We start from the raw sequence: 20,702 nt of genomic DNA, 5'->3' as shown, positions 1-20,702 counted from the left end.
GCGGCGGGGACGGGTAGTGGTTGGATAGGGCCTCTGGTCTTCGGACCGGGGGCCTTATTCGTGCCCGGCGCCCGACTGCTCGCTCGCTGATCGACTCGAGTTCGGAAGGATGTTTCACGTGGAACGAGATCTCGGTGGAATCACCGCGGTGCCAACAGAGCTGGAGCCACCCGCGTCGGCGGCAACCGTTTTCGGTGACCGACTCGATCTCGCGCGGCGATACTGCGCGGCGCTCGCAACCGCCGGTGTGGAGCGCGGGTTGATCGGCCCCCGTGAGGTGCCACGCCTCTGGGATCGGCACATCCTCAATTGCGCGGTGCTCGGCGATCTGATCGCCGAGGGCGCGTCCGTGGTTGACATCGGTAGTGGCGCCGGGCTGCCTGGCATCCCGCTCGCGATCGCTCGACCGGACCTCCGGATCACCCTGGTCGAGCCGCTGCTGCGCCGCACGATCTTCCTGAGCGAGTTCATCGAGTCGGCCGGGTTGGACATGACCGTTGTGCGCGGCCGCGCCGAGCAATCGGGCGTGATGAAGGAGGCGGGCGGAGCCGACGTCGTCACGTCGCGCGCGGTCGCCCCCCTCGGGAAGCTGGCCCAGTGGTCGCTCCCTCTCCTCCGCGACCACGGACACATGCTCGCGCTCAAGGGAGCCAGCGCGGCGGAGGAACTTGAACGCGATGGAGAAGCGCTAGCTCGGGCCGGCGCGGGTAACGCGATCGTTCTCCAGTGCGGTGTCGGGTTGGTGTCCACGCCGACGATGGTGATCAGCGCCGAGCGGCTTCCCCGTGCCGAGCGGAGCTCGCGGCGGCGGGTAGAGCGGACGGTCGAGCGCCGAGCGAAGGGCGCAGGCCGCAGCGGGACGGACGAGCGTGGGCGAGTGAGGCGTTCGGCTCGGAAGGCCAAGTAGGAGAATTCGGTTCGCCCAACGGGTGCGTGTGAGGTCCGTTCCATCGGGCACCTCGTGCTGGCCTAACAGGTGCGGTCGATTGCGGGTAGCGGACGGGCGCCTCTGAGGGGCGGCGCATTTCGTCACTCTGACGGAAGGTAGCGGACCCGCGGGACAAGCGGTGTGGATCCGAGTCACTCTCGCATCACTCCCCGACTGGAAGCGCCGTGCATCCGTTGCTACCTCGACACCGAGAGGCGACCCACAGTGGCTTTCGCCGTCTCCGGCCGTGTCCATGTTCCCGCAAGGTTGATTCCTGCAGTCCATTCGTCGCAACAGCGTTCGTGATTGAAGTAGCTGGGGTTCTTCAGGTTCTTGTCCGATCGCATGGGAAGAGGCAGCGGACCAGATCTGGAGCTGCTTGACGAACTGTTCTGTGGTGACTCGCCGATGTTTCACGTGAATCAACCTCGGCGCCATGTCGGCACCTAGTCCGTCGCATTGCATGACAGGGGGCTAACGAGGCGACTCTCAGGTTTCAGACGACGCGAGGGCTTCCGGGGCGCGCCAGTATGGAAGTTGCGATCCGAGCGGCGGTACCGGTTGGCTCAGTGTCGAAGAAATCTAGCTCGCCCGAATGGATTCACGTGAAACATCTGCCTGAGGCGCGTCGCAGGAAAATTCCGCAGAGCAGTGCCAGTCTGTGTGGCGGGGCGCAGCTCGCTCCCCCGATCAATCGGGATCGAATCCGCCGAGCCGCTTGCGGCATAACCCTGCACTGGTCCGCGCCGCCACACCGGTTCGGCCCCGCCGACTCTCCTGGAATCATGCAGAAGCCAACGCCGCATCCTCGCATCGTGATTCGATCCCACTCGCAGTACCGCTTCCGCCAGGATCAGGCCGTTGGGCCACGGCAACTCCGACGACCATTTGGTGCGGGCACATCAAGGTCCCGTCCACTCACCCGTGCTCCACCGCGCATGGGATGCACGTTGGGACGGAAAGCCAAGGGGGCCGATCCGCCGGAAGCCTCTTGTGGCACCAATGTTTCATGTGAAACAGCGAACACCGAGTCTCGAATCCTGCGGTTTTGCGTGTCCCTTTGCGCGTCGCCGCGATTCAGCTTTCTTATCGCGCTCAGTGCTGGCAAGCTAGTGGGCGTTGGGCGTGAGCGTAGATGCCACGGAGGAATCTGGTTGTCACATCGGCAAGGGCTCCGCTCGGTCGATCGGGCGCCGCGAACCCGGTTGAGCATCATGTTCGATCTCGACAAAGGCTGTTGCCAGACACGGCGCCGTCCCCGCCTGGCGCGTACACGTCGTCTGAAGTTCTCGGGTAAGGAGCTGTCTATGTCGAGCGGTCCGGCGAATGTTTCACGGGAAACGACGTCGCGCGTGCCGGGGATGCTGGACTCCAGCAATTTCGACGCGGAAGCATTCGGAAGCACACCGTTCGGGCACATCTCCCCCAGTGAGACCCCGATAGCCGCCGAAGCTCAACGTGCAAGTCAGGTCCTCCATCCAGGAAAGGTGACTGTGCCGAAACCGCACGAGCAACGCATCATCACGATCGCCAATCAGAAAGGCGGCGTCGGGAAAACGACCACCGCGGTGAATCTGGCGGCCGCTCTGGCTCATCAGGGGATGACGGTGCTCGTGATCGATCTCGATCCGCAGGGCAACGCCAGTACTGCCCTCGGTATCGAGCATCACTCGGGCGTCCCTTCTAGCTACGAGCTCCTCATCGGCGAGGTCTCCATCAGGGACGCGATCCAGCAGAGCCCGCATAGTGAACGACTCCTGTGCGTTCCCGCGACTATCGATCTGGCGGGCGCCGAGATCGAACTGGTGTCGATGGTGGCCCGGGAGGGGCGACTGAAGGCTGCTATTCAAGAAGCGAACATCGCCGGGTACGACATCGACTACGTGATGATCGACTGCCCGCCCTCACTGGGTCTGCTCACCGTCAACGCGATGGTCGCGGCTAAGGAGGTGCTGATCCCGATCCAGTGCGAGTACTACGCGCTGGAAGGCGTCGGTCAGCTCCTCCGCAACATCGGTCTGGTGCAGGCGCACCTGAATCCGGAGCTTCATGTGTCGACCGTGATCCTGACGATGTACGACGGCCGGACCAAGCTGGCGGACCAGGTCGCCGAGGAGGTCCGTGGGCACTTCGGCGATGTGGTGCTGCGCTCGGTGATTCCGCGCAGTGTGAAGGTGTCGGAGGCGCCGGGCTACGGCATGACGGTTCTCGATTATGATCCAGGCTCCCGGGGCGCGATGAGCTACCTGGATGCTGGTCGCGAGATCGCGGCCCGCGCGATAGTGCTTGGCCCCGCGACGAAGTCGGTGGAGTGACTCGGCGTGCCGATCTGATGCTCGGCAAGTCCGGTTTGGTGGCGGAACGAGGAAGGGGTCGATAGACCGATGAGTCAGGCGAAGAAGGGTGGGCTAGGGCGCGGTCTAGCCGCGCTGATACCGACGGCACCGGCGGCCACGCCGGGCCTCAGCAGCGCCGCGGCAAGCGTCATCGGTCTGGATCCGATCGGGCCGCAGCCCGCCTCAACCTACCTGCACCGGGTTCCCGACCCCACCGACGACAGCGCCGAACTCGCGGCCGGTGGCGCGATCTACCGAGAGATTCCGCCGGATCAGATCGAGCCGAACCCCAGGCAGCCGCGCACGGTCTTCGAAGAAGAAGCGCTGTCCGAGCTGGTGCATTCGATCCGCGAGTTCGGTCTGATGCAGCCGATCGTGGTGCGCAGGGTCGTGCCAGGCGCCGACCGCTATCAGCTCGTCATGGGCGAGCGACGCTGGAGGGCCTGTCAGGAGGCCGGCCTGGCAATCATCCCCGCGATCGTCCGGGAGACCGCGGACGAGTCGATGCTCCGCGACGCCCTGCTGGAGAACATTCACCGGGTACAGCTGAATCCGCTCGAAGAGGCGGCCGCCTACCAGCAGCTGCTGGAGGAATTCGACGTTACGCACGAGGAATTGGCGGCCCGGCTCGGTCGTTCCCGCCCCGTGGTGACAAATATGATCCGTCTGTTGAAGCTGCCTATTCCGGTGCAGCGCAGGGTCGCAGCGGGCGTGCTGTCCGCCGGACACGCGCGGGCACTGCTCGGTCTCGAGGCGGGTGCGGATGCTCAAGAGGTGCTCGCCGCCCGCATCGTCGCCGAGGGCCTCTCGGTTCGCGCCACGGAGGAATCCGTCACGCTGGCGAACCGGGATCCGGACGCCACAGCGCCCTCCCCCGCTCCCCAGCGGAAACCGATTCACATGCCCGGGCTGCAAGACGTGGCGGAACGGTTGTCCGGTTCGTTCGACACCAGGGTCACCGTGAGTCTGGGCAAGCGCAAGGGCAAGATCGTCGTCGAATTCGGATCGGTCGAAGACCTCGAGCGCATCGTCGCCCTGATGGAGCAGAACACTCCCACTGTGTGACAGAAGTGACAAAAATAGCTTGTGATTCCGATGGGTGTGGATCCGCTGCCGAAACGTCACTGTGACGGCGTGGGTTCACGTGGGTCGCGGGGCGTTGCACGGCTCCCCGCGGAACACCACAAGTTCTCCGACCAACAGCACAGCGATATGGAATGAGGCGGGTTCTCTTTGATCGCTTATTCTTGCTGGCGAGAAACCATTGATGCGGCATGAGCGTGGATGAATCGGACAGCTGGAGGCTGAGCAGAGCGGTGTCGACCAGCGTCACAGCACTAACCCTCGGTGGACTGGAGAAGCTCCCCGCACATGCGCGGCGCTGCGTGTTCTGGGAGATAGATCCTGCCGTGGCCGAGGACTCCCGCAACTTCAGCGATCCGGTCTTCGAGAAGGAAGCCTGGTTGTCGACGGTGATGCTGGAGTGGGGCTCGTGCGGGCAGGTGGCGAATGTCGACGGCAACATCGCTGGCTGCGCCTTGTACGCGCCGCCGAGCGCGGTGCCGCGGGCCACCCTCTTCCCCACATCTCCGGTGAGCCCAGACGCGGTCCTGCTGACCACGCTGCGGGCCGAATTCCCCTATCAGGATGCCGACATCGCCCACCGGCTGATCCAGGCTGTCGTGGCCGATCTGGTGCGCCGCGGTGTCCGCGCGCTGGAGGCGTTCGGTATTCGCACCGACCCACCGGCGCGGGCGCTGTCGGAGCGATTCGGCTCGATGACCCTGATGGAGCGGATCATCGCGCCGATCAAGGGCGCAGGCGTGCCGGGCGCAATGACCGAATGCTCGCCCGAGACCTGCATGGTCGACGCTGACTTCTTGGAGGACGTCGGCTTCGAGGTGGTCGCTCCCCACCACAGATTCCCGCGGCTGCGGTTGGAGCTCAATTCCGATCACGGCTGGAAGGAAGACGTCGAACGGGCGTTGGACCAGCTGCTCGCCGCCGCCTCGATGGCTCCTCCGGCCCGCGTCGGAGCATGCTGAACCGAATCGATATCCGAAGCGCCACTTGCCGATAGGAAATGGCAAGTAGCGCTTCGTGATTCGATTGGGACCCCTACTACATCCGATCCGCCGCGGCAAGCTCCTCTGCCAGCAGCTCCGCGAAAGTGTAGGTGCCGGTGGGCTGGTCATCCTGACCGAGCAGGTACAGCCGCTTCACCGAGATCAGGATGGCTTCGGCGATCACGTCGCGCATACGCGGGTTGGTGAGCACCGAGGCGTCGTACGGGTTTGTCAGGTAACCGATGTCGACCTGGACGGTCGGCATCTTGGTGAGTCGCAACAGATCCCAGGTTCGTGCATGGGTTCGGCAGTCCTGCAACGAGGTTCGCGCTACGACCTCGCGCTGGATGAATCCGGCCAGCACTTGGCCGATCATCGACACCGAGCCGTGCGAGTTACCGAAGTAGAATCCGGCAACGCCGTTGGCCAGCGGACTCGGGTTGACGGCGCAACGCAGCGAGATCATGAGATCTGCGTCGAACGCGTTCGAGGTGTCGGCGCGTTCGGAGTCGGTCGGATTGGCGCCCCACGGCCGGGACAGGAAGGTCTCCATACCGGTCGCCGCCATCCGGCCCTCCAGGCGACTTGCCAAGTCCCACAGGACTTCCGACTGGTAGACGTCGCCGTACTCGGTGGGCACCACGTAGCCCTTGTCCGGTCCGCCGAGGCCCGGATCGATGACGATCCGTTTGCCGGTGAGCTGCGGACCCGCGCGGTGTACCACCTCTTCCTCGGCGATCCGGTGTGGGTTGCCGCCGGTGACCCTTGCACCGAGCAGGTCGAGCGAGCGCAGCGTGTCGGGACCGCAGATGCCGTCGGCGGCCAGCCCGATCTCCCGTTGGAAGGCCGTGAGCCCGTCATGGGTATGCGGACCGAAGTAGCCGTCCACGCGGTGGACGTAGAAGCCGAGGTCCTGCAGCCTGCGCTGGAGCGTGGCCACGTCGTCGCCGTACAGCGGCGCGGAGAGTTGGTAGATCAGCGTCCGCGCACCGAGCCGGTAGGACGCTTCCTTCAGTGCACGGTAGGTCGCGGGGCCGACTACGCCGTCGACCAAGAGCCCGCGGTGCTGCTGGAACGCGCGCACCGCGGAGTCGAGGTGATGGTCGAAGATAGCGTCTTTGTCCATCCAGTACTCGCGCGCGCCCGCGCGCCCGGTACTGACATGGGCGTGTAGGAACCCGAGGCTTGCCAGGGTGCTCCGAACCTCTGCTACGGCTGGACCGGTATCGCCGTGACGAAGTCGGTGCATGCGTGAGAGCCCTTTCCTTCCGTCAACCCGCGGGTACCCACTCATGCGATGGCACACACCCTCGCACGACCGGAGCGTCGGTCGATTGTCTCAAACCTGGACCGGATTTCGGCAATCCCGGGTCCAGGCATCCTACGGCGCGTCGTCGAATCGCGTCGTCAGATGACGCCTTCGAGTTCCCGCAGAAGGGCGGCTTTGCCCTTCGCTCCGACGATCTGCTTGACCGGCTTACCGCCGCGGAACAGCATCATAGTAGGCAGCGAAAGAATCTGATAATCGCGGGCGGTGCCGGGGTTTGCATCCACGTCCAGTTTCGCGATGGTCAGCTTGTCCGCATGTGTCCCTGCGATCTCCTCCAGGACTGGGGCGACCATCTTGCACGGTCCGCACCAGTCGGCCCAGAAGTCGACGAGGACGGGCTTCTCGCTGAGCAGCACGTCGTCGGCGAAGGACGCGTCGGTGACGGTGACCGTCTTGGCAGACTCGGCCATAAATTCTCTCTCCTTGCGGTGAAACGAGACGGAAGCTCAGTTGGCGGGTACGGAAACCGAGTCGCCCGCGTTCTCGAGGCGGTTCGAGGTGATGTCGCCATGTTCGGCGAGCCAGCGCTCGGCATCGATAGCCGCGCGGCAGCCGGTCCCCGCGGCGGTGATCGCCTGACGGTAGGTGTGGTCGACGAGGTCGCCCGCGGCAAAAACGCCAGGCACATCGGTGGCGGTCGACGGGTGCAGCACCTGCACGTAGCCCTCGTCGTCCAGCTCGACCTGGCCCTCGACCAACTCGCTACGCGGATCGTGGCCGATCGCCACGAACAGGCCGGTCGCGGCCAGTTCGGAGATCTCGCCGGTGCGGGTGTCGCGCAGGGTCAGGTGGGTGACGCTGTTCTCGCCGTGCACCTCGAGCACCTCGGAGTTCAGCACGAACTCGATCTTCTCGTTCGCCCTTGCCCGCTCCAGCATGATGCGGGAGGCGCGGAACTCCTCTCGGCGGTGCACGATGGTGACGCTGGAGGCGAACTTGGTCAGGAAGATGGCCTCCTCCATCGCCGAGTCGCCACCACCGACCACGACGATGTCCTGGCCCTTGAAGAAGAAGCCGTCGCAGGTGGCGCAAGCGCTGACACCGCGGCCGAGCAGCCGCTGCTCACCCGGCACGTTCAGGTAGCGGGCGGCCGAGCCCATGGCGAGGATCACGGCGTGCGCCTGGTAGGTCTGATCGCCGACGGTGACCTTCTTGATCGGACCGTTGAGATCGATGGCATCCACGTCCTCGGTGCGGATGTCGGCACCGAACCGCTTGGCCTGCTCGCGCATCTCGTCCATAAGATCCGGGCCCATGATGCCGTCGCGAAAGCCTGGGAAGTTCTCCACTTCGGTGGTGGTCATCAGTGCGCCGCCGAACTGGGTTCCCTCGAACACCAGCGGCTGGAGCTCCGCGCGGGCCGCGTACACGGCCGCCGTGTAGCCGGCAGGGCCGGAGCCGACGATGATCAGGTCGGAAACTGGCGTGCTCATGGGGCCTTCCGGGGAGAATCGGTGGACGTAGCGGTCAACAACAGGGTAATGGCTGTTGTTCCCACGTTGACCGGGTCACACCACGAGCGTGGCCGAGATCGCAGTGTCAGCCGATGTCCTGCAGCGCTCTCCGCTGAGGATCGTCTGTGCGGCAACCGGTCCCGACGACCAGGGCGGTGATCTTGGGCGGGCGCGGGCCGGGGAGCAGGATGAGAACCGCGTCGCGGCCCTGGAACCTGATGTCGGTCGAGCCGAGCACCGCACGGTCCAGTCCGTTCGCGTGGACGCAGCGGTCGAGCGCTCCCGGCCTCGCGAGCGAGCCGGAGATGTCGTGGCGGCCCAGCGCGCTGAGCGCGGCCGTGGCGGTGAGGTCGTCGCCCAGTTCGTCATTGTTGCCTGCGGTCGGCTGGACGGTCGGCTGAGCGGTCGGCGCGACGTCGTCGTCGTCGCGCAGCGTCGTCACGGCAACTCCTGCGCACGCCACCATCGCGATCGCGGCCGCCGCGGCGAGCCAGCGACGCCTGCTGTGGCGTCGCTCGTCGAGCGAGACCAGCGGTGCGGGAACGGATTGGGAAACCATTGACTCGCCGTCGGATTCAGCCTCGGAACCGGATGACAGCCGGTGGATAGCGGTCCTCGGCTCGGTAGGAGGCTCGGACAGGTCCAACTCATCGACGACCCGCGCGAGCTGTGCGGCCACGTCCCCGGGCATGGCGTGGATGATGTGCTCGTCGCGGCCGAGAGCGCGCAGTTCCGCGGTGACGTCGTCGAGCGAGCGCAGAAAGCGCAGCGCCTCCGGATCGCGCGACACCACCGGCCACAACTGCTCGCGCTGCTCCGGCGTCACATTGCCGGCGTGCAGGTCGGCGAGCAGGTCGGCGGTGAACGGAGGCTGCGGCACGGACCGGGTCGCCATCGCACCTCCGTTGTTTGGATCTGACATCACGGGGATCCCTCGACGACGGGGACTACATGGACATCGTTCAGTGGTTCGTCACTATTAATGACGCATCTCAGCTACCTCCGGTTCCCCGGATCACGCAGAAACTCCAACCGCTCTTTCAAACGCTGCCGCGCCCTGGCGCACCGGCTCTTGATCGTCCCCTCGGGCACACCGAGCATCGCTGCCGCCTCGGACACGCTATACCCCTCCAGATCGATCGCCACCAGCGCAGTGCGCTGCTCCGGCGGCAACGAGAACAGCGCGTGATCGATGATCATGGACATCTCCAGCTCGGCCATCTCGTCGCGGTCATCGCCGGGTTCGGGCATGGTCTCGGGTGAGAGCGAGAACGCGCGCCTGGTCTTGTTGCGCCGGATCCGGTCCAGGCAAGCATTCACCACGATCGCGTGCAGCCAGCTGCGCACCTCGGCCTCGGCGCGGAACGAGGCCGCCCTGCGGTGGGCGGATAGCAGCGCGTCCTGTAGCGAGTCGGCCGCGTCCTCCCGGGTATAGGACGCGCGCAGGGCGGTCTGCCAGAGATGGTCGTTGTGCCTGCGCAGCAGCTCCGCGAACGCGTGCCGCTGGCCGCGGACATGCGCCTGCAGCAGTTCGATATCAGAGTATTCGTCGGGTACGAACGAGCGTTCGCGGTGCGCGACCGGCCGCGACGTCCCCCCGCGAAGTTCCTCGTTCAATTCGGACGACAATGCCAACCCCTTGGACAACGCTCACAGCAGCGACGGGCACCGTAGACCATCGCCGAAATTTCGCAGCATCCAGGAACGAGACACCAGAACCCGGGAAGCTCCCCTGCTGAGAGCGCGAGAAGATCATATCGTCCGTAACGATTTGGCAGCAACAAACCGATCGGGCTGAGCTTGATTGGAGTGCGCGACACATGGCGCGCGAGCGAATGGCCTGCACGAACGATGCGTGCGGCAGAAGTCCTACCTGGGCCGGGCTAAGGCGCGGCGTCGAAACGAATATCGGTGACAGCGGTTTGGAACTGACCTCCGGAGTTCCCCAGTCCGGTGATCCAGACGAGCACGTAGCGGGCGGCTTGGTCGGCGTGCACCGGGATGTCGGTGACGCCGTCGCCTAATCGGGCGGAGCCGATCAGCTGGGTCTGATCCAGGGTTGGTGAGCCGGTCGGCGAGGTGCGGATCTCCACCGAGGTGCCGGAGCTGGGCGAGTTGATCGAGACGTTCGTCAGCTTGGTCGGGCTGGGTAGCGTCGCCAGCAGGCCGACCCCCTTCTTGAGGGCCGGGAACTGCTGGAAGTACTGATCCGTGCGCCACTCGGTGCCCGGATCGTTGTCCAGCACCGCTTGGACGTGGCCGACGCCATCGGGGGTGCCTTCCGGCGAGAACACAGATACACCGGTCACCGGCACCGGGACGCCGTTCGACGCGATGTTCGGGCCCGCGGCTGCCGGTGTCGGTGAGGGCTGGCTGTTGGTCGTGAGACCGATGTTGCGCTGTTCGTTCAGCGGCGCGTCCGATGCGCCAGGCGCGAACACGCTGACCATCCACCAGATGACGATTCCGACAACTAGTGCGGCGAGGATGCCGAGCCCGACCATGATCCACATCATGCGCTGAGACCGTTCCCGCTCCGCCGCAAGCAGTTCCGGATCGGCGAGCGAGTCGTCGGTGCGCGCTGGTGCGCGCTGGCCCAGTCGCAGCACCGGGATGAAATCGGTCTTCTGGTCGACCACCGACGCCTGCTCGAGCACATGCTGCACGGTGGCGGCGGTGCGCACGCCCTTGTTCGACTCCAGCGATCGCACGGCGACCGCGGAGATTTCGAATGGCACTTCGGGACGGATCTGCCTGGGCTCGACCGGGGTGCCGTCCGGGCCGAGGTCTGCGAGGTGCAATCCGCCGATCGTCGCTGTGGTGCCGGAGACTCCGCCGAAGCGGATCGGCCAACGCGCGGTGATCAGCGCGTAGAGCATCGCGCCGAGACCTCGTACGTCGGACTGGGCATCCGAGTCGGACAGCGTTCCAGGGAAGGCGAGCACCGCGTCGCCGGACGCGCTGATGCGCACCCGATCCGGGTGATCGATGGACAGTGATCCGCCGCCTCGGTGTGCCAGCTCGGCCGCGGAGGCGAGAGCGCGGATCGCGCGCGCCGCGCCGATCGGCGAGGGCACCGTCTCCGCCATCTCGCGCAGCGAACGGCCCGGCGTCCACTCGGCCACCACGATGCCGCCGGAACTGCCGCGCACGACGTCGAGCACACGGGCGAGGCCGGGCGAGTTGATCCGGCCGAGGCGTAGCGTGCGCGACAGGATCGCCTGCGGGCCGTCGTGGCCGGAGTTGTCGGTGGCTTTCTGGTCGGCGTCGACGAACGTCAGCGCGACCTCGCGGTCGAGCTTGATATCGAGCGCCTGCCAGAACCGCAGGCCGCGTGCGCCGCCGTGGCCGGCCAGCAGCCGGTAACGGCCACCGGCCACCGAGGCGCCAGGAATCAGCTTGGGGCCGCGCGGAATTCGCCGTGCGCCCAGGTTTTCACCACCCATCGGCGGCATTTCCGGCGACCCGATCGGGATCATCCCGGTGTCGTACATCGGATCGCGGGGCGGCATATGGCCGTCCTGGGGTCTCGCCGCGTCCTGATTCGGCGGAGTCGTCCCCGGCGCCTTGTTCGCGTACGCGGGATCCAACGGCTCCCCCGCGGTCGGCGGAACATCCGTATACAGTCCGCCGGCCGTGGTCGCAGAAGAATCGGCGGCTGGGACGCCGCCCACCGCGTCGTCGCTCACCCTCGGTCCTCCTTCGCCCTGATATGTCGCGGTTTCGGCGAATTCGCCACTTGTGCTTCTCTGCCGAACAGGGTACGGGAACTCGCCCACACCGGTGATGTCAACGGCGTCGGCTCTGATCACTGGCAGCACCATGGTCTGGGCGTCCATGTACGCGTCGAAGCGCGGGTAGGCCAGATACGGGTCGGGCCTGCGGAGCACCTGTGTGACATAGGGATCTTCGACCGGGCTCTCCAGATCGAGATCCGGTGCGGGCGGGGTCCAGCCGAGGCGCCGCGAGATGGCCACGGTGATGGCGACGATTTCTGGAATACCGGCGAGTCGCATGAGGCCGAAGGCCACCGCCAACATGACTATCGCGGTGATCGCCACCCGGACCAGCGAACCGGGGCCACCGAAGGACTCGGTCAGCCGATCCAGGCCGAGTACCCGGTCGATTATCCACATCACCGCCCCGCCCGCGAGTGACGCGAGTACGACACGTGTCACCGTGCGGCCGACGTTGGCCATCCTGAGATCGCCCAGACTGCGGTGCAACAGATAGCCGCCGACCACTGCGCCGACCGCGAAGCCGAGGCCGTTCGCGACACCCAGCGCGATCACCACATGCTCGGCATCGGTGACGACGGGGGCAAGCGCGGAGAAGACGATCTTCGCGGCGGTGATGCCCAGGATGATCCAGGTCGGAATCCACGCCTGCTCCCTGGCATAGAACACGCGCAGGTGGATGAGCACGAGTGAATACGGAATCAGCGCGAACGCCGACCAGCTGACCGCGAGCCCGAGACGCGCGGCATCCGAGCCGCCGAAATTGCCGTACCCGTACAGTGCCTGGCCGACCTGCGGACCGGCCAGCGTGAGGAACGTGACTACCGGGACCAGCGCGATCATGGTCAATCGCGTCGCGGCAGAGAGGTCGTCGACCACCGCGGGCGTGTCGTCGGCCGCGGCGTTGCGGCTCAGCCGCGGCATGATCGCCGTGAGCACCGTGACGCCGAGTACGCCGTAGGGCAGTTGCAGCAGCAGCCATGCGTTGTTGTAGATCGCCGGACCCGCCGCATCGGCATGCGAGGAGATGCGGGTGGCGAAGATGAAACCCGACTGGCTGATCAGGACATACAGGATGATGGCAGCGCCCATGCCGCCGAACTGTTTGAGCCGCGCGTCGATACCCCACAACGGGCGCAGGTCGATGCCTGCCCTGCGGATCGCCGGCACCAGACTGACCGCCTGCACCACCACACCGACCGTGACGCCCACGCCGAGCACCAGCAGCTTCGGGTCGCTCATCCGGACCGGGTCCAGCGTGATCTCGCCGGGCATCAGCACATACATGCCGAGCACGGTCAGGACGACCAGATTGTTCAGCACCGGAGCCCACGCGCCGGGCTTGAACATCTGCCGTGTGTTCAGGATAGCCGTGAGCAGCGCCGACATTCCGTAGAACAGGATCGCGGGTAGCAGCAGGAAAGCCAGCGCCGTGGTCAGGCCGGTGTTCACCTTGCCGTCGTCGGAGAGGAAGACGTGCGTGGTCAGCAGCGGTGCCGCCGCGGTCGCCAACAGCGCCGCCGTGGCAAGGACCACGAAGGCGGCGGTCACCAGGCGCCGGACGAAGGCCTCCCCGCGATCGGGGTCCTCCTGCTCGGCCCGCACCAGGGTCGGCACGACGATCGCGGTGAGCACCGCGCCCAGCACCAGCTCGGCGATCATGTTCGGGATCTGGCTGGCAACGGTGAACGCACTCGCGATGGCTGGGCCGAGCACAGTCAGCAGCAGCAGCTGCTTACCGAACCCGGTGATGCGGCTGATCAGCGTCGCGAAGGCGATCGATCCGGAGTCACTGAGCAGTCGGGAACTCGAAGTCTGCTTCGGCTCGGCGGGCTTCTCCGCGGTCTCGGTGGCAGCGGGCCACTCCTGGGTCCGGGGGCGGTGCGGCGAGGCGGGCTCGCGTCGGACCGGAGCGGGCGGACGCTGCGGCGGAGGGTACGGCTGCGGAGAGGCATACCGTGGCGGCGGCACGCGGCCGGACTCCGGCGCGGTGGCCGGAATCGGGCCCGAGTGCGGCGGACGCGGGGCCGCTGGAATCGGGCCCGACTGCGGCGGACGCGGAGTCGCCGGAATCGGACCTGACTGCCCCGGACGTGGGGGCGCCGGGGATGGGCCCGGCCGCGGCCCGGCGGCGGGGGGCGGGCCGGATTGCGCGGGCCGTGGTCCTATGGGTAGTGCACCGGGCTGTCCCGGCCCTGGACGGGGCGGCACCGAGCGCGGCTGTGCGGGGCCAGGGGGTCCCGGCGGGTACTGCCGCTGGCCGGGGTGCTGTACGGGACCGGGACGCTGGGGCGGCAGCGGCGGCCGCTGGGGTCTCGGTTGCTGCTGCGGTGGCGGCGGGATGCGCTGGCCCGGCCTCGGCTGCTGCGGTGGGGCCGAAGGATGACTGATCTGCGGCACCCTCGGCATCTGACCGCTGTACGGGCCGACGTTCACGTCCGGATCCTCGGACTCGGCCTGAGGCAGAGGCGGGCGGCGTTCCCATGGCGCGACCGGCGCCCGGCGCGGGGATGGCCCGTCACGCCGATCTGCTGGTATGGGCCGATGAGCCGATATGTCATCGTCGCTCATCATGCCTCCTGTACCCGCCGGGATATCCGCATCCCCGTCGGTGCGGTGAGCCGCGTCTCGCCGACACCGTGACCGGTGAACGCTCTGCCCATCGCCGCCCTCCGGTCCGTATCGGCACGGGAACACTGTGATTGTCCTCCACCGTGCCATACGACACTGCGGCAGACCACATCAACGCAGGTGAAAGGCGGTTTGCGAGGGCCCGTCGGTGCGGGCCCGCTCACCGGGCCTCCTGGTGCTGCTCCTGCTCTCGAAGAACCCGTCTCCGTGCGCGCCGGTAGCGGTTGACCCGCCGCCGAGTGCTGGGGTCGAAGCCCTCGTCCGCCGGATCGGGCTGCCCGTGGAACCGACGCCACAAACGGCGGCCGGCCAGGAAGAACAGCAGGAGTCCCGCGCATGCGGTAATTATCGCCAAAGCCTGGCCGTAGGCGTTCGAACGCACCGAGACTTGCGTGGGATTACCGAGCGGGATCCCGTCGGGCGTGGTCAGCGAGATGGGAATGACCAAGTTGCGACTGTCACTGACCTCGGTCGGAACCTGGAACGAGCGCGTCCCTTTCGCCGGGAGCTGCTGCTCGCCGGGATCCGTGATCTTCGTCTCCGACGGGGCCCCGATCCGGAACCGGACCCGGATGGCAACCGGCAGGTCATTGCGCGCGACCAGCAGCAACGGGCTCTGCTCGGACGCGAGCGTATATACCCCGCCCGGCGGGAGCACGGTGACCGAACGGTAGAGGCTGTCCATCGTCCGGGTGGTCTGGTCCAGCCTTCGCTGGGCGAACGTGTCCGGTTGCGCGGCGTCGCCCGCGCGCCGATCCGACAGGCTCAGTACGCGGATCAGGTCGTCTCGCAACGGGGTGAGGAAATCGTGCGAGGTCGGCTCGGCCTCTGGCACGTCGACCAGCGCACGCATCATCTCGGTGATCCGACGGCCCTGATCGCGCACCGGAAGCACGAACCGGCCCGGCACCGCGTCCTGCGCGGCCTGCGCAAGGTAGTTCAGCTCGTAGGGCTGCGGGTCCGGCGGCAGCGTCACCAGGTCGGGGAACGGGCGAGCGGTGGCGAGGTTGGCGCGCAACAGCAGGTCGACCTGACGCAGCAGCGCGGTCGCCTCGTCCCGGTTCGCACCCCACTGCTGCGGTGGGACGAGCAACAGCGAGCGCGGGCCGTTCGCCTCCGGGTTGAGTGCGCTCCAGGACACCGCCCCCAGCGCGTCCTGCAGCCGCGCGGCACGCGAATCGTTGGTGACGTCGTAGCGGACCCGGGACGGGGTGAACGACGGCGTCGGCGGATTGGAGCCGACCGCGGCGAGCGCCGTCGCGGACCAGATATCGAAGGTCGCGGTGTGCATCGCAGGATCGGCCGCAGGACTGGGCGAAGGCGTCGCGGCGCCGTTGACCGGCGGCACGGCCTCGGGTGGGTTGGACGGCTGGATCGCGGTGATCTCGGGCATCCGAACGACTTCCGGCCCCGCGGGGTCCGCAGTCTGGATAGGTGAGTTCGAATTGCCGGTGGGCTGGCTGCTTTCGGTCAACTGTGCCGAGTCCGCGGTGCCCTCCGGAACGGTCGCAGTGTCGGCGAGCACAGCGGTCCCGAAACCGTGGCTCCGCAACAGGAGTCCGGCGCCGTCATCGATGCTGCCGGAATCCGGCAGGCTGACCCCGCGCACCGAGCGGGTGGTCAGAATCGAGTCGACGATGTCGGCGGGTTCGTTGATCGCGCGCGCGGACAGTGCCGGATCGTTCACCGCGGCCAGCGCCGCGAGATCGACCTGTGCGAACGGCAGCGCCACCGTGCACATCGACCCGGCCAGCGCGCGCAGCCGATCCAGCCAGGCCTGCGCCTGTTCGGCGCCTGCGCCCGCCCTGGTCGCGCCGTCGGGGTCGGACGGACTGGCCAGCACGCGATAGCCCCTGGTCATCGCGCGTACCGTCAGGAGCAGGTCAGGGTCGATGGCGAGGCATACCGCCGAGGCCAGGGCGCGGTCCCGGCCGCCATCGGCGCTGAGCATCCCCTCCAGCGCGGCCAGCAGCTGATCGAGGCGGCCACCTTTACCGAGCGAGGCGGCCAGTTCGTCGTCGGTAAGTTCCACCTTGCCGTCGACACTGCCCGGACGGCCCGCGACCTGCCTCGGGCGGTCAGCCAGTGGCCACAGCAACGTCGTTGCCACCGGGGCGCCGGTAGGCGCGGATACCGGCTCGGCGGCCGCACCCGACGAGTCTTCGCCCGCCGCGGGCGGCACGCCGACCACCGGAAGCAGGAACCTGGCGTCGTCGAGCCTGGCCTGTGTGCCGTACGCCGGTTCGCCGTTCACATTCAGCAACAGTGGGTAGACGCCCGGGGTAGTGATGCTCAGCGACGGCAAGCCGCTCTCGGAGCGCAACGGAATGCTCAGCGTGAACTGCATGCGCTGGCCCGGATTCAGCCGCTGCGCGACATCCTCGAAGCTGCCGGTCACGTCGTAGTTGATCTGGTCGAGGCGCAGCGTCGCCCGCAGCCCGCTCGGTGCGGTAATGGCCGCCGCCCGCTGGATACGGATGCTGACGTCGTCCACCACGCGGTCGCCGATATTCGTGACCGTGCCCGAAACGGTGAGCAGCGGATCGCTGGTTGTGGTCACCGCGGTCGGCGACACCGAATCCAGGGACAGCTTGAGGAATTTCGGGTTCGAGGAGGACCCGGACCCGGTGGGCTGCGCCTCGGCTGCCGGGGAAATCAGCAGCGGTAGCGTCGTCATCGGGCCGAGGATGGTCAGGACCGCCACGAAGATCCGGAACAGTCCACGCGTCATCGCTTGCCGGTCTCCATCCGGTCGATCAGTTTATTCGCCATCTCGGCCAGTCGCCGTTCGTCGGCGTAGGCCAGCCGAGAATTCAACTCGCTCAACGGAACCCACGCGACCTGAGTTACCTCCACGTCGGCGTCGGACAGTTCACCACCGACCGATCGCAGCAGATAATGATGCACCGTTTTGTGTACCCGCCGGCCGTCGGTAACGAACCAGTAATCGATGCTGCCGAGTTCGGCGACTACGACACCGTTGATGCCGGTCTCCTCGGCGACCTCGCGGATCGCGGTCTGCTCGGCGGTCTCGCCTTCTTCGATATGCCCCTTGGGCAGCGACCACAGTAACCGTCCGCGGCGGTCGGTGCGCCCGATCAGGGCCGCGCTGCGCTTTTCCCGAGGACCGTCCAAGCCGTCGACGACGAGTCCGCCCGCCGAGGTCTCGCGGACCGTTCGCATCCGCGACTTCGCGGCATTGGCGGCCGAACCGCGGCGCCGAGGCTGGCGGCGTCGACTGTTCGCACGATCGGCCGGAGACACCTGGCAATCCTACTGTGTTGAATTGCCGCGCCTGCGGCGCGGCGTGTTCACGGCCCCTTGATGGCTCGCGTCCGAGCGGCCGCCGCTGGCGACTTCGTCGCGGACGCGGCGGCCGCTCGGACGCGAGCCGGGCCGTGAACGGGAATGCTTGGTCTCGCTGCGCTCGGAACTGGGTGTAGAGCCGAGTGGATGCGTTTGGGTGGGCAACTGTGGCACCGGTTGTTTTGGCTGGTGAGGGGGTGGTTGCCGGTGGTGACTTCGTCGTGGGCGCGTCGATGGAGCGGACGCGAGCCGGGCCGTGAACGGGAATGCTTGGTCTCGCTGCGCTCGAAAGCGGGGGCCGGGCCGGGTGGATGCGTTGGGTAGGAAACTGAGGTACCGGTTGTTTTGGCTGGTGGAGGGGGTGGCTGCCGGGCGGTTGGTGTCCGGGTGGCTGGAGGTAGGCCGCGAGTGGTGGGGCGGCGGTGCGTGGTGATCGGGTGCGACTCGAATTGCGCCGGACGGCGGGTGCCGCTGCCTCGGTTGATGCGGATGGCTCTATATGTCTGGGGGTGCTGCGCGGGTAGCGCCGCGATATTCGTTGCCGCGCCTCGGTAAGCTGCTCATTCGTGGTTTCGCCCAAGTCCGAGGACGCTGCGCTGGATAGACGTACCCGATTGCTGGCCGCGGCGGCGGTGACCCTCGGGAGGCTGTCCGATGTGCTGACGCCTCTGGGCGAGTTGTTCGCCGCGCGGGGGCACGAGCTGTATCTCGTCGGCGGCAGCGTGCGGGACGCGGTGCTCGGCAGGTTGGGGACCGATCTGGATTTCACTACCGACGCACGGCCGGAGGCGGTGCAGGAGATGCTGCGCGGGTGGGCCGATCATCTGTGGGACACGGGCGGCCTCGCGTTCGGCACGGTCAGTGCGGCCAAGGACGACCAGCAGCTGGAGATCACCACCTTCCGTGCGGACAACTACGACCGGGTGTCTCGCAACCCCCAGGTGACCTTCGGCGACTCGCTCGAAGGTGACCTGGTGCGCAGGGATTTCACCGTGAACGCGATGGCCGTCAAGATCGGCGCGGACGGCTCTTTGGCGTTCGTCGATCCGCTCGACGGGATGGACGCCCTGCTCGAGGGCATGCTTGATACGCCTGCCGCGCCGGAGAATTCGTTCAACGACGACCCGCTGCGGATGCTGCGCGCCGCACGATTCGTCTCCCAGCTCGGGTTCGAGCTGCATCCGCGGGTGCGGGCGGCGATCAGCGCGATGGCCGATCAGATCGATCGGATCACCGCCGAGCGGGTGCGGGTCGAGCTCGACAAGCTGATCGCGGGCGCGCATCCGATCGACGGCATCAACATTATGTGCGAGACCGGGCTGGCCCAGCGGGTGCTGCCCGAGGTGCCCGCGATGAAGCTGGAGATCGACGAACACCACCAGCACAAGGACGTCTACTGGCATTCGCTCACCGTGCTGGAGCAGGCCATCGACCAGGAGGATGGCGACCCCGACCTGGTGCTACGCTGGGCCGCGCTGCTGCACGACATCGGCAAGCCCGACACCAAGCGTAACGAGCCTGGCGGTGGTGTCAGCTTCCACCACCACGAGGTGGTGGGCGCGAAGATGGTGCGCAAGCGGATGCGGGCGCTGAAGTATCCGAAGCAGTTCACCGAGGACGTGGCCCGGTTGGTTTTCCTGCACCTGCGCTTTCACGGCTACGGGAAGGGGCAATGGACCGATTCGGCGGTGCGCCGCTATGTCACCGACGCCGAGGACCTGCTCCCCCGCCTGCACAAACTAGTCCGCGCCGACTGCACTACCCGCAACAAGCGCAGGGCGGCCGCGCTGCGCGCCACCTACGACGAGCTGGAGGGGCGGATCGAGCGGCTGCGCCAGCAGGAGGACCTGGCCAAGGTTCGCCCGGACCTGGACGGCAACGCGATCATGGAGCTGCTCGGCCTGCCGCCGGGCCCCGAGGTCGGCCGGGCCTGGAACTATCTGAAGGAGCTGCGGCTCGATCGTGGTCCGCTCACCCGGGACGAGGCCGAATCGGCGCTGCTGGAGTGGCGGAAGACGCAGAACTGACCGAGTCAGAAGACGATCAGGGTGCTGCCCGCGAGTATTGCGGAGCGGATCTGGGCCAGATCGAACGAACCGGTGATCTCCGGTAATTCGATCCGGAACCGGATCAGATCGTCTTCGCGTTGGGTGGAGATGATCCGGGCGTTGTTGGGCAGCCGGTTCAGCGGCATTGTGGGGATACCGACCATCCTGCGCGGTATCCGGATGCCGAACCAGGCGGCCTTGCGGACTTCGATGCCGAGCCGGTTGTCTGTCACGGACGCATCGACCAGGGCGGTCATTCGCATTCGCCGGTGCCGTGCCAGGATCAATCCGGTCTTGTGCAGGTCGAGCGCCCAGCTCAGCGGTTGGGTGTTGAGCCAGCCGACCACTGCGGCGGTGGTGACGGTGCCGTCGATGTCGAGCTGTGCGGCGCGCAACTTGGTCGGCATGCCGGGGATCAGACGGACGCCGTGGGCGATGACCGTCACGGCCTCGATCCGGTGGTCGTCCCAGCGCAGCCGCGACAGCACCGTCTTGGTTTGGAAGTGCGCGCCACGGCGGCGCACCTTCAGCACCTGCAGGGTGGCGTCGAGGTTGTGGCCGAGTAGAGTCGCGCTGACCTCCTGCCCGCCGAACCGGCTCAGGATACCTTCGCTGAGCATAGTCATCAGGACGTCCGGCAGCAGCGCCGTGGCGGTCCCGGCGCCGAGATCGGCCACCGGGTCCATCCATGCGGTCCCGAGGGAGATCCACTGTTCCAGCCAGGATCGATCGAACAGGCGTTTCCCGAGATCGACGGCGCGCCACGGCGACCAGGACTTCGGATCGAAATACATGGCCATGATTGCTCCGAGCGTACTTGGCGGCGGAGAACACAGCCATGATGCTGTGCGCCGGCTCGCATTCTG

Annotated in this window: 14 protein-coding genes; 5 read left to right on the top strand and 9 right to left on the bottom strand. The window is 67.0% G+C overall.

Going from position 1 to position 20,702, the window contains the following annotated elements:
* Nucleotides 1-109 precede the first annotated feature (109 nt).
* The 4 genes from rsmG to OHB12_RS24985 all read left to right on the top strand — a co-directional run bounded on the left by rsmG (nucleotide 110) and on the right by OHB12_RS24985 (nucleotide 5,309).
* The gene (gene rsmG / locus OHB12_RS25000) at nucleotides 110-907 is read left to right on the top strand and encodes a 16S rRNA (guanine(527)-N(7))-methyltransferase RsmG (protein ID WP_327111185.1); all 798 of its coding nucleotides are present in this window, start codon (nucleotides 110-112) and stop codon (nucleotides 905-907) included.
* 1,382 nt (nucleotides 908-2,289) lie between these two features.
* Nucleotides 2,290-3,243, top strand: a complete 954-nt coding sequence (locus tag OHB12_RS24995; RefSeq protein WP_442800134.1) for a ParA family protein — start codon at nucleotides 2,290-2,292, stop codon at nucleotides 3,241-3,243.
* A 69-nt stretch (nucleotides 3,244-3,312) separates the two neighbouring features.
* A complete protein-coding gene (locus OHB12_RS24990) occupies nucleotides 3,313-4,329 on the top strand; it encodes a ParB/RepB/Spo0J family partition protein (protein WP_327111183.1) in 1,017 nt (338 codons plus the stop codon).
* A gap of 251 nt (nucleotides 4,330-4,580) precedes the next feature.
* Nucleotides 4,581-5,309: a GNAT family N-acetyltransferase gene (locus OHB12_RS24985; RefSeq protein ID WP_327121420.1), complete on the top strand. Its 729-nt coding sequence runs from the start codon at nucleotides 4,581-4,583 to the stop codon at nucleotides 5,307-5,309.
* Nucleotides 5,310-5,385: 76 nt separating this feature from the next.
* On the opposite strand, the gene OHB12_RS24980 is transcribed toward OHB12_RS24985, so the two are convergent.
* The 8 genes from OHB12_RS24980 to OHB12_RS24945 form a co-directional block, all read right to left on the bottom strand.
* A complete protein-coding gene (locus OHB12_RS24980; RefSeq protein WP_327111181.1) occupies nucleotides 5,386-6,579 on the bottom strand; it encodes an N-acetylmuramoyl-L-alanine amidase in 1,194 nt (397 codons plus the stop codon).
* A 158-nt stretch (nucleotides 6,580-6,737) separates the two neighbouring features.
* Nucleotides 6,738-7,070 (bottom strand): thioredoxin, encoded by a 333-nt coding sequence (trxA, locus tag OHB12_RS24975; protein WP_327111179.1) that lies wholly within the window; start codon nucleotides 7,068-7,070, stop codon nucleotides 6,738-6,740.
* A 36-nt stretch (nucleotides 7,071-7,106) separates the two neighbouring features.
* On the bottom strand, nucleotides 7,107-8,093 hold the full coding sequence (trxB, locus tag OHB12_RS24970) for a thioredoxin-disulfide reductase (RefSeq protein WP_327111177.1): 987 nt from the start codon (nucleotides 8,091-8,093) through the stop codon (nucleotides 7,107-7,109).
* Between the two features lie 106 nt (nucleotides 8,094-8,199).
* On the bottom strand, nucleotides 8,200-9,009 hold the full coding sequence (locus OHB12_RS24965; protein ID WP_327111175.1) for a hypothetical protein: 810 nt from the start codon (nucleotides 9,007-9,009) through the stop codon (nucleotides 8,200-8,202).
* Nucleotides 9,010-9,110: 101 nt separating this feature from the next.
* On the bottom strand, nucleotides 9,111-9,650 hold the full coding sequence (gene sigM / locus OHB12_RS24960; protein ID WP_327121418.1) for an RNA polymerase sigma factor SigM: 540 nt from the start codon (nucleotides 9,648-9,650) through the stop codon (nucleotides 9,111-9,113).
* Nucleotides 9,651-9,997: 347 nt separating this feature from the next.
* Complete coding sequence (locus tag OHB12_RS24955) at nucleotides 9,998-14,422, bottom strand: murein biosynthesis integral membrane protein MurJ (RefSeq protein ID WP_327111173.1); 4,425 nt, start codon at nucleotides 14,420-14,422, stop codon at nucleotides 9,998-10,000.
* A 220-nt stretch (nucleotides 14,423-14,642) separates the two neighbouring features.
* Nucleotides 14,643-17,213, bottom strand: coding sequence for a DUF6049 family protein (locus OHB12_RS24950; RefSeq protein WP_327111171.1), 2,571 nt, complete (start codon nucleotides 17,211-17,213; stop codon nucleotides 14,643-14,645).
* On the bottom strand, nucleotides 17,210-17,746 hold the full coding sequence (locus OHB12_RS24945; RefSeq protein WP_327111169.1) for an NUDIX hydrolase: 537 nt from the start codon (nucleotides 17,744-17,746) through the stop codon (nucleotides 17,210-17,212). Before OHB12_RS24945 ends, OHB12_RS24950 begins: the two co-directional genes overlap by 4 nt.
* Before the next feature lie 608 nt (nucleotides 17,747-18,354).
* Between OHB12_RS24945 and OHB12_RS24940 the strand changes: the two genes are divergently transcribed.
* Nucleotides 18,355-19,815, top strand: a complete 1,461-nt coding sequence (locus OHB12_RS24940; RefSeq protein ID WP_327111167.1) for a CCA tRNA nucleotidyltransferase — start codon at nucleotides 18,355-18,357, stop codon at nucleotides 19,813-19,815.
* A 5-nt stretch (nucleotides 19,816-19,820) separates the two neighbouring features.
* Here the strand turns inward: OHB12_RS24940 and OHB12_RS24935 are convergent, their stop codons facing one another.
* Entirely contained in the window at nucleotides 19,821-20,636 is an 816-nt protein-coding gene (locus tag OHB12_RS24935; protein WP_327111165.1) for a hypothetical protein, read from the bottom strand.
* Nucleotides 20,637-20,702: the final 66 nt, after the last annotated feature.

The organism is Nocardia sp. NBC_01730 (genome assembly GCF_035920445.1).
Taxonomy (GTDB): Bacteria; Actinomycetota; Actinomycetes; order Mycobacteriales; family Mycobacteriaceae; genus Nocardia.
Note: the sequence above shows the minus strand (reverse complement) of the source record. Positions and strands in the feature narration are given on the sequence as shown.

What these genes read in the sequence shown, in the direction of transcription:
- OHB12_RS24965 (WP_327111175.1), bottom strand. Translation starts at nt 9,009, where the DNA reads ATGGCGACCCGGTCCGTGCCGCAGCCTCCGTTCACCGCCGACCTGCTC.
- trxA (WP_327111179.1), bottom strand. Translation starts at nt 7,070, where the DNA reads ATGGCCGAGTCTGCCAAGACGGTCACCGTCACCGACGCGTCCTTCGCC.
- OHB12_RS24990 (WP_327111183.1), top strand. Translation starts at nt 3,313, where the DNA reads ATGAGTCAGGCGAAGAAGGGTGGGCTAGGGCGCGGTCTAGCCGCGCTG.
- OHB12_RS24955 (WP_327111173.1), bottom strand. Translation starts at nt 14,422, where the DNA reads ATGAGCGACGATGACATATCGGCTCATCGGCCCATACCAGCAGATCGG.
- OHB12_RS24950 (WP_327111171.1), bottom strand. Translation starts at nt 17,213, where the DNA reads ATGACGCGTGGACTGTTCCGGATCTTCGTGGCGGTCCTGACCATCCTC.
- OHB12_RS24980 (WP_327111181.1), bottom strand. Translation starts at nt 6,579, where the DNA reads ATGCACCGACTTCGTCACGGCGATACCGGTCCAGCCGTAGCAGAGGTT.
- OHB12_RS24935 (WP_327111165.1), bottom strand. Translation starts at nt 20,636, where the DNA reads ATGGCCATGTATTTCGATCCGAAGTCCTGGTCGCCGTGGCGCGCCGTC.
- rsmG (WP_327111185.1), top strand. Translation starts at nt 110, where the DNA reads ATGTTTCACGTGGAACGAGATCTCGGTGGAATCACCGCGGTGCCAACA.
- OHB12_RS24995 (WP_442800134.1), top strand. Translation starts at nt 2,290, where the DNA reads ATGCTGGACTCCAGCAATTTCGACGCGGAAGCATTCGGAAGCACACCG.
- trxB (WP_327111177.1), bottom strand. Translation starts at nt 8,093, where the DNA reads ATGAGCACGCCAGTTTCCGACCTGATCATCGTCGGCTCCGGCCCTGCC.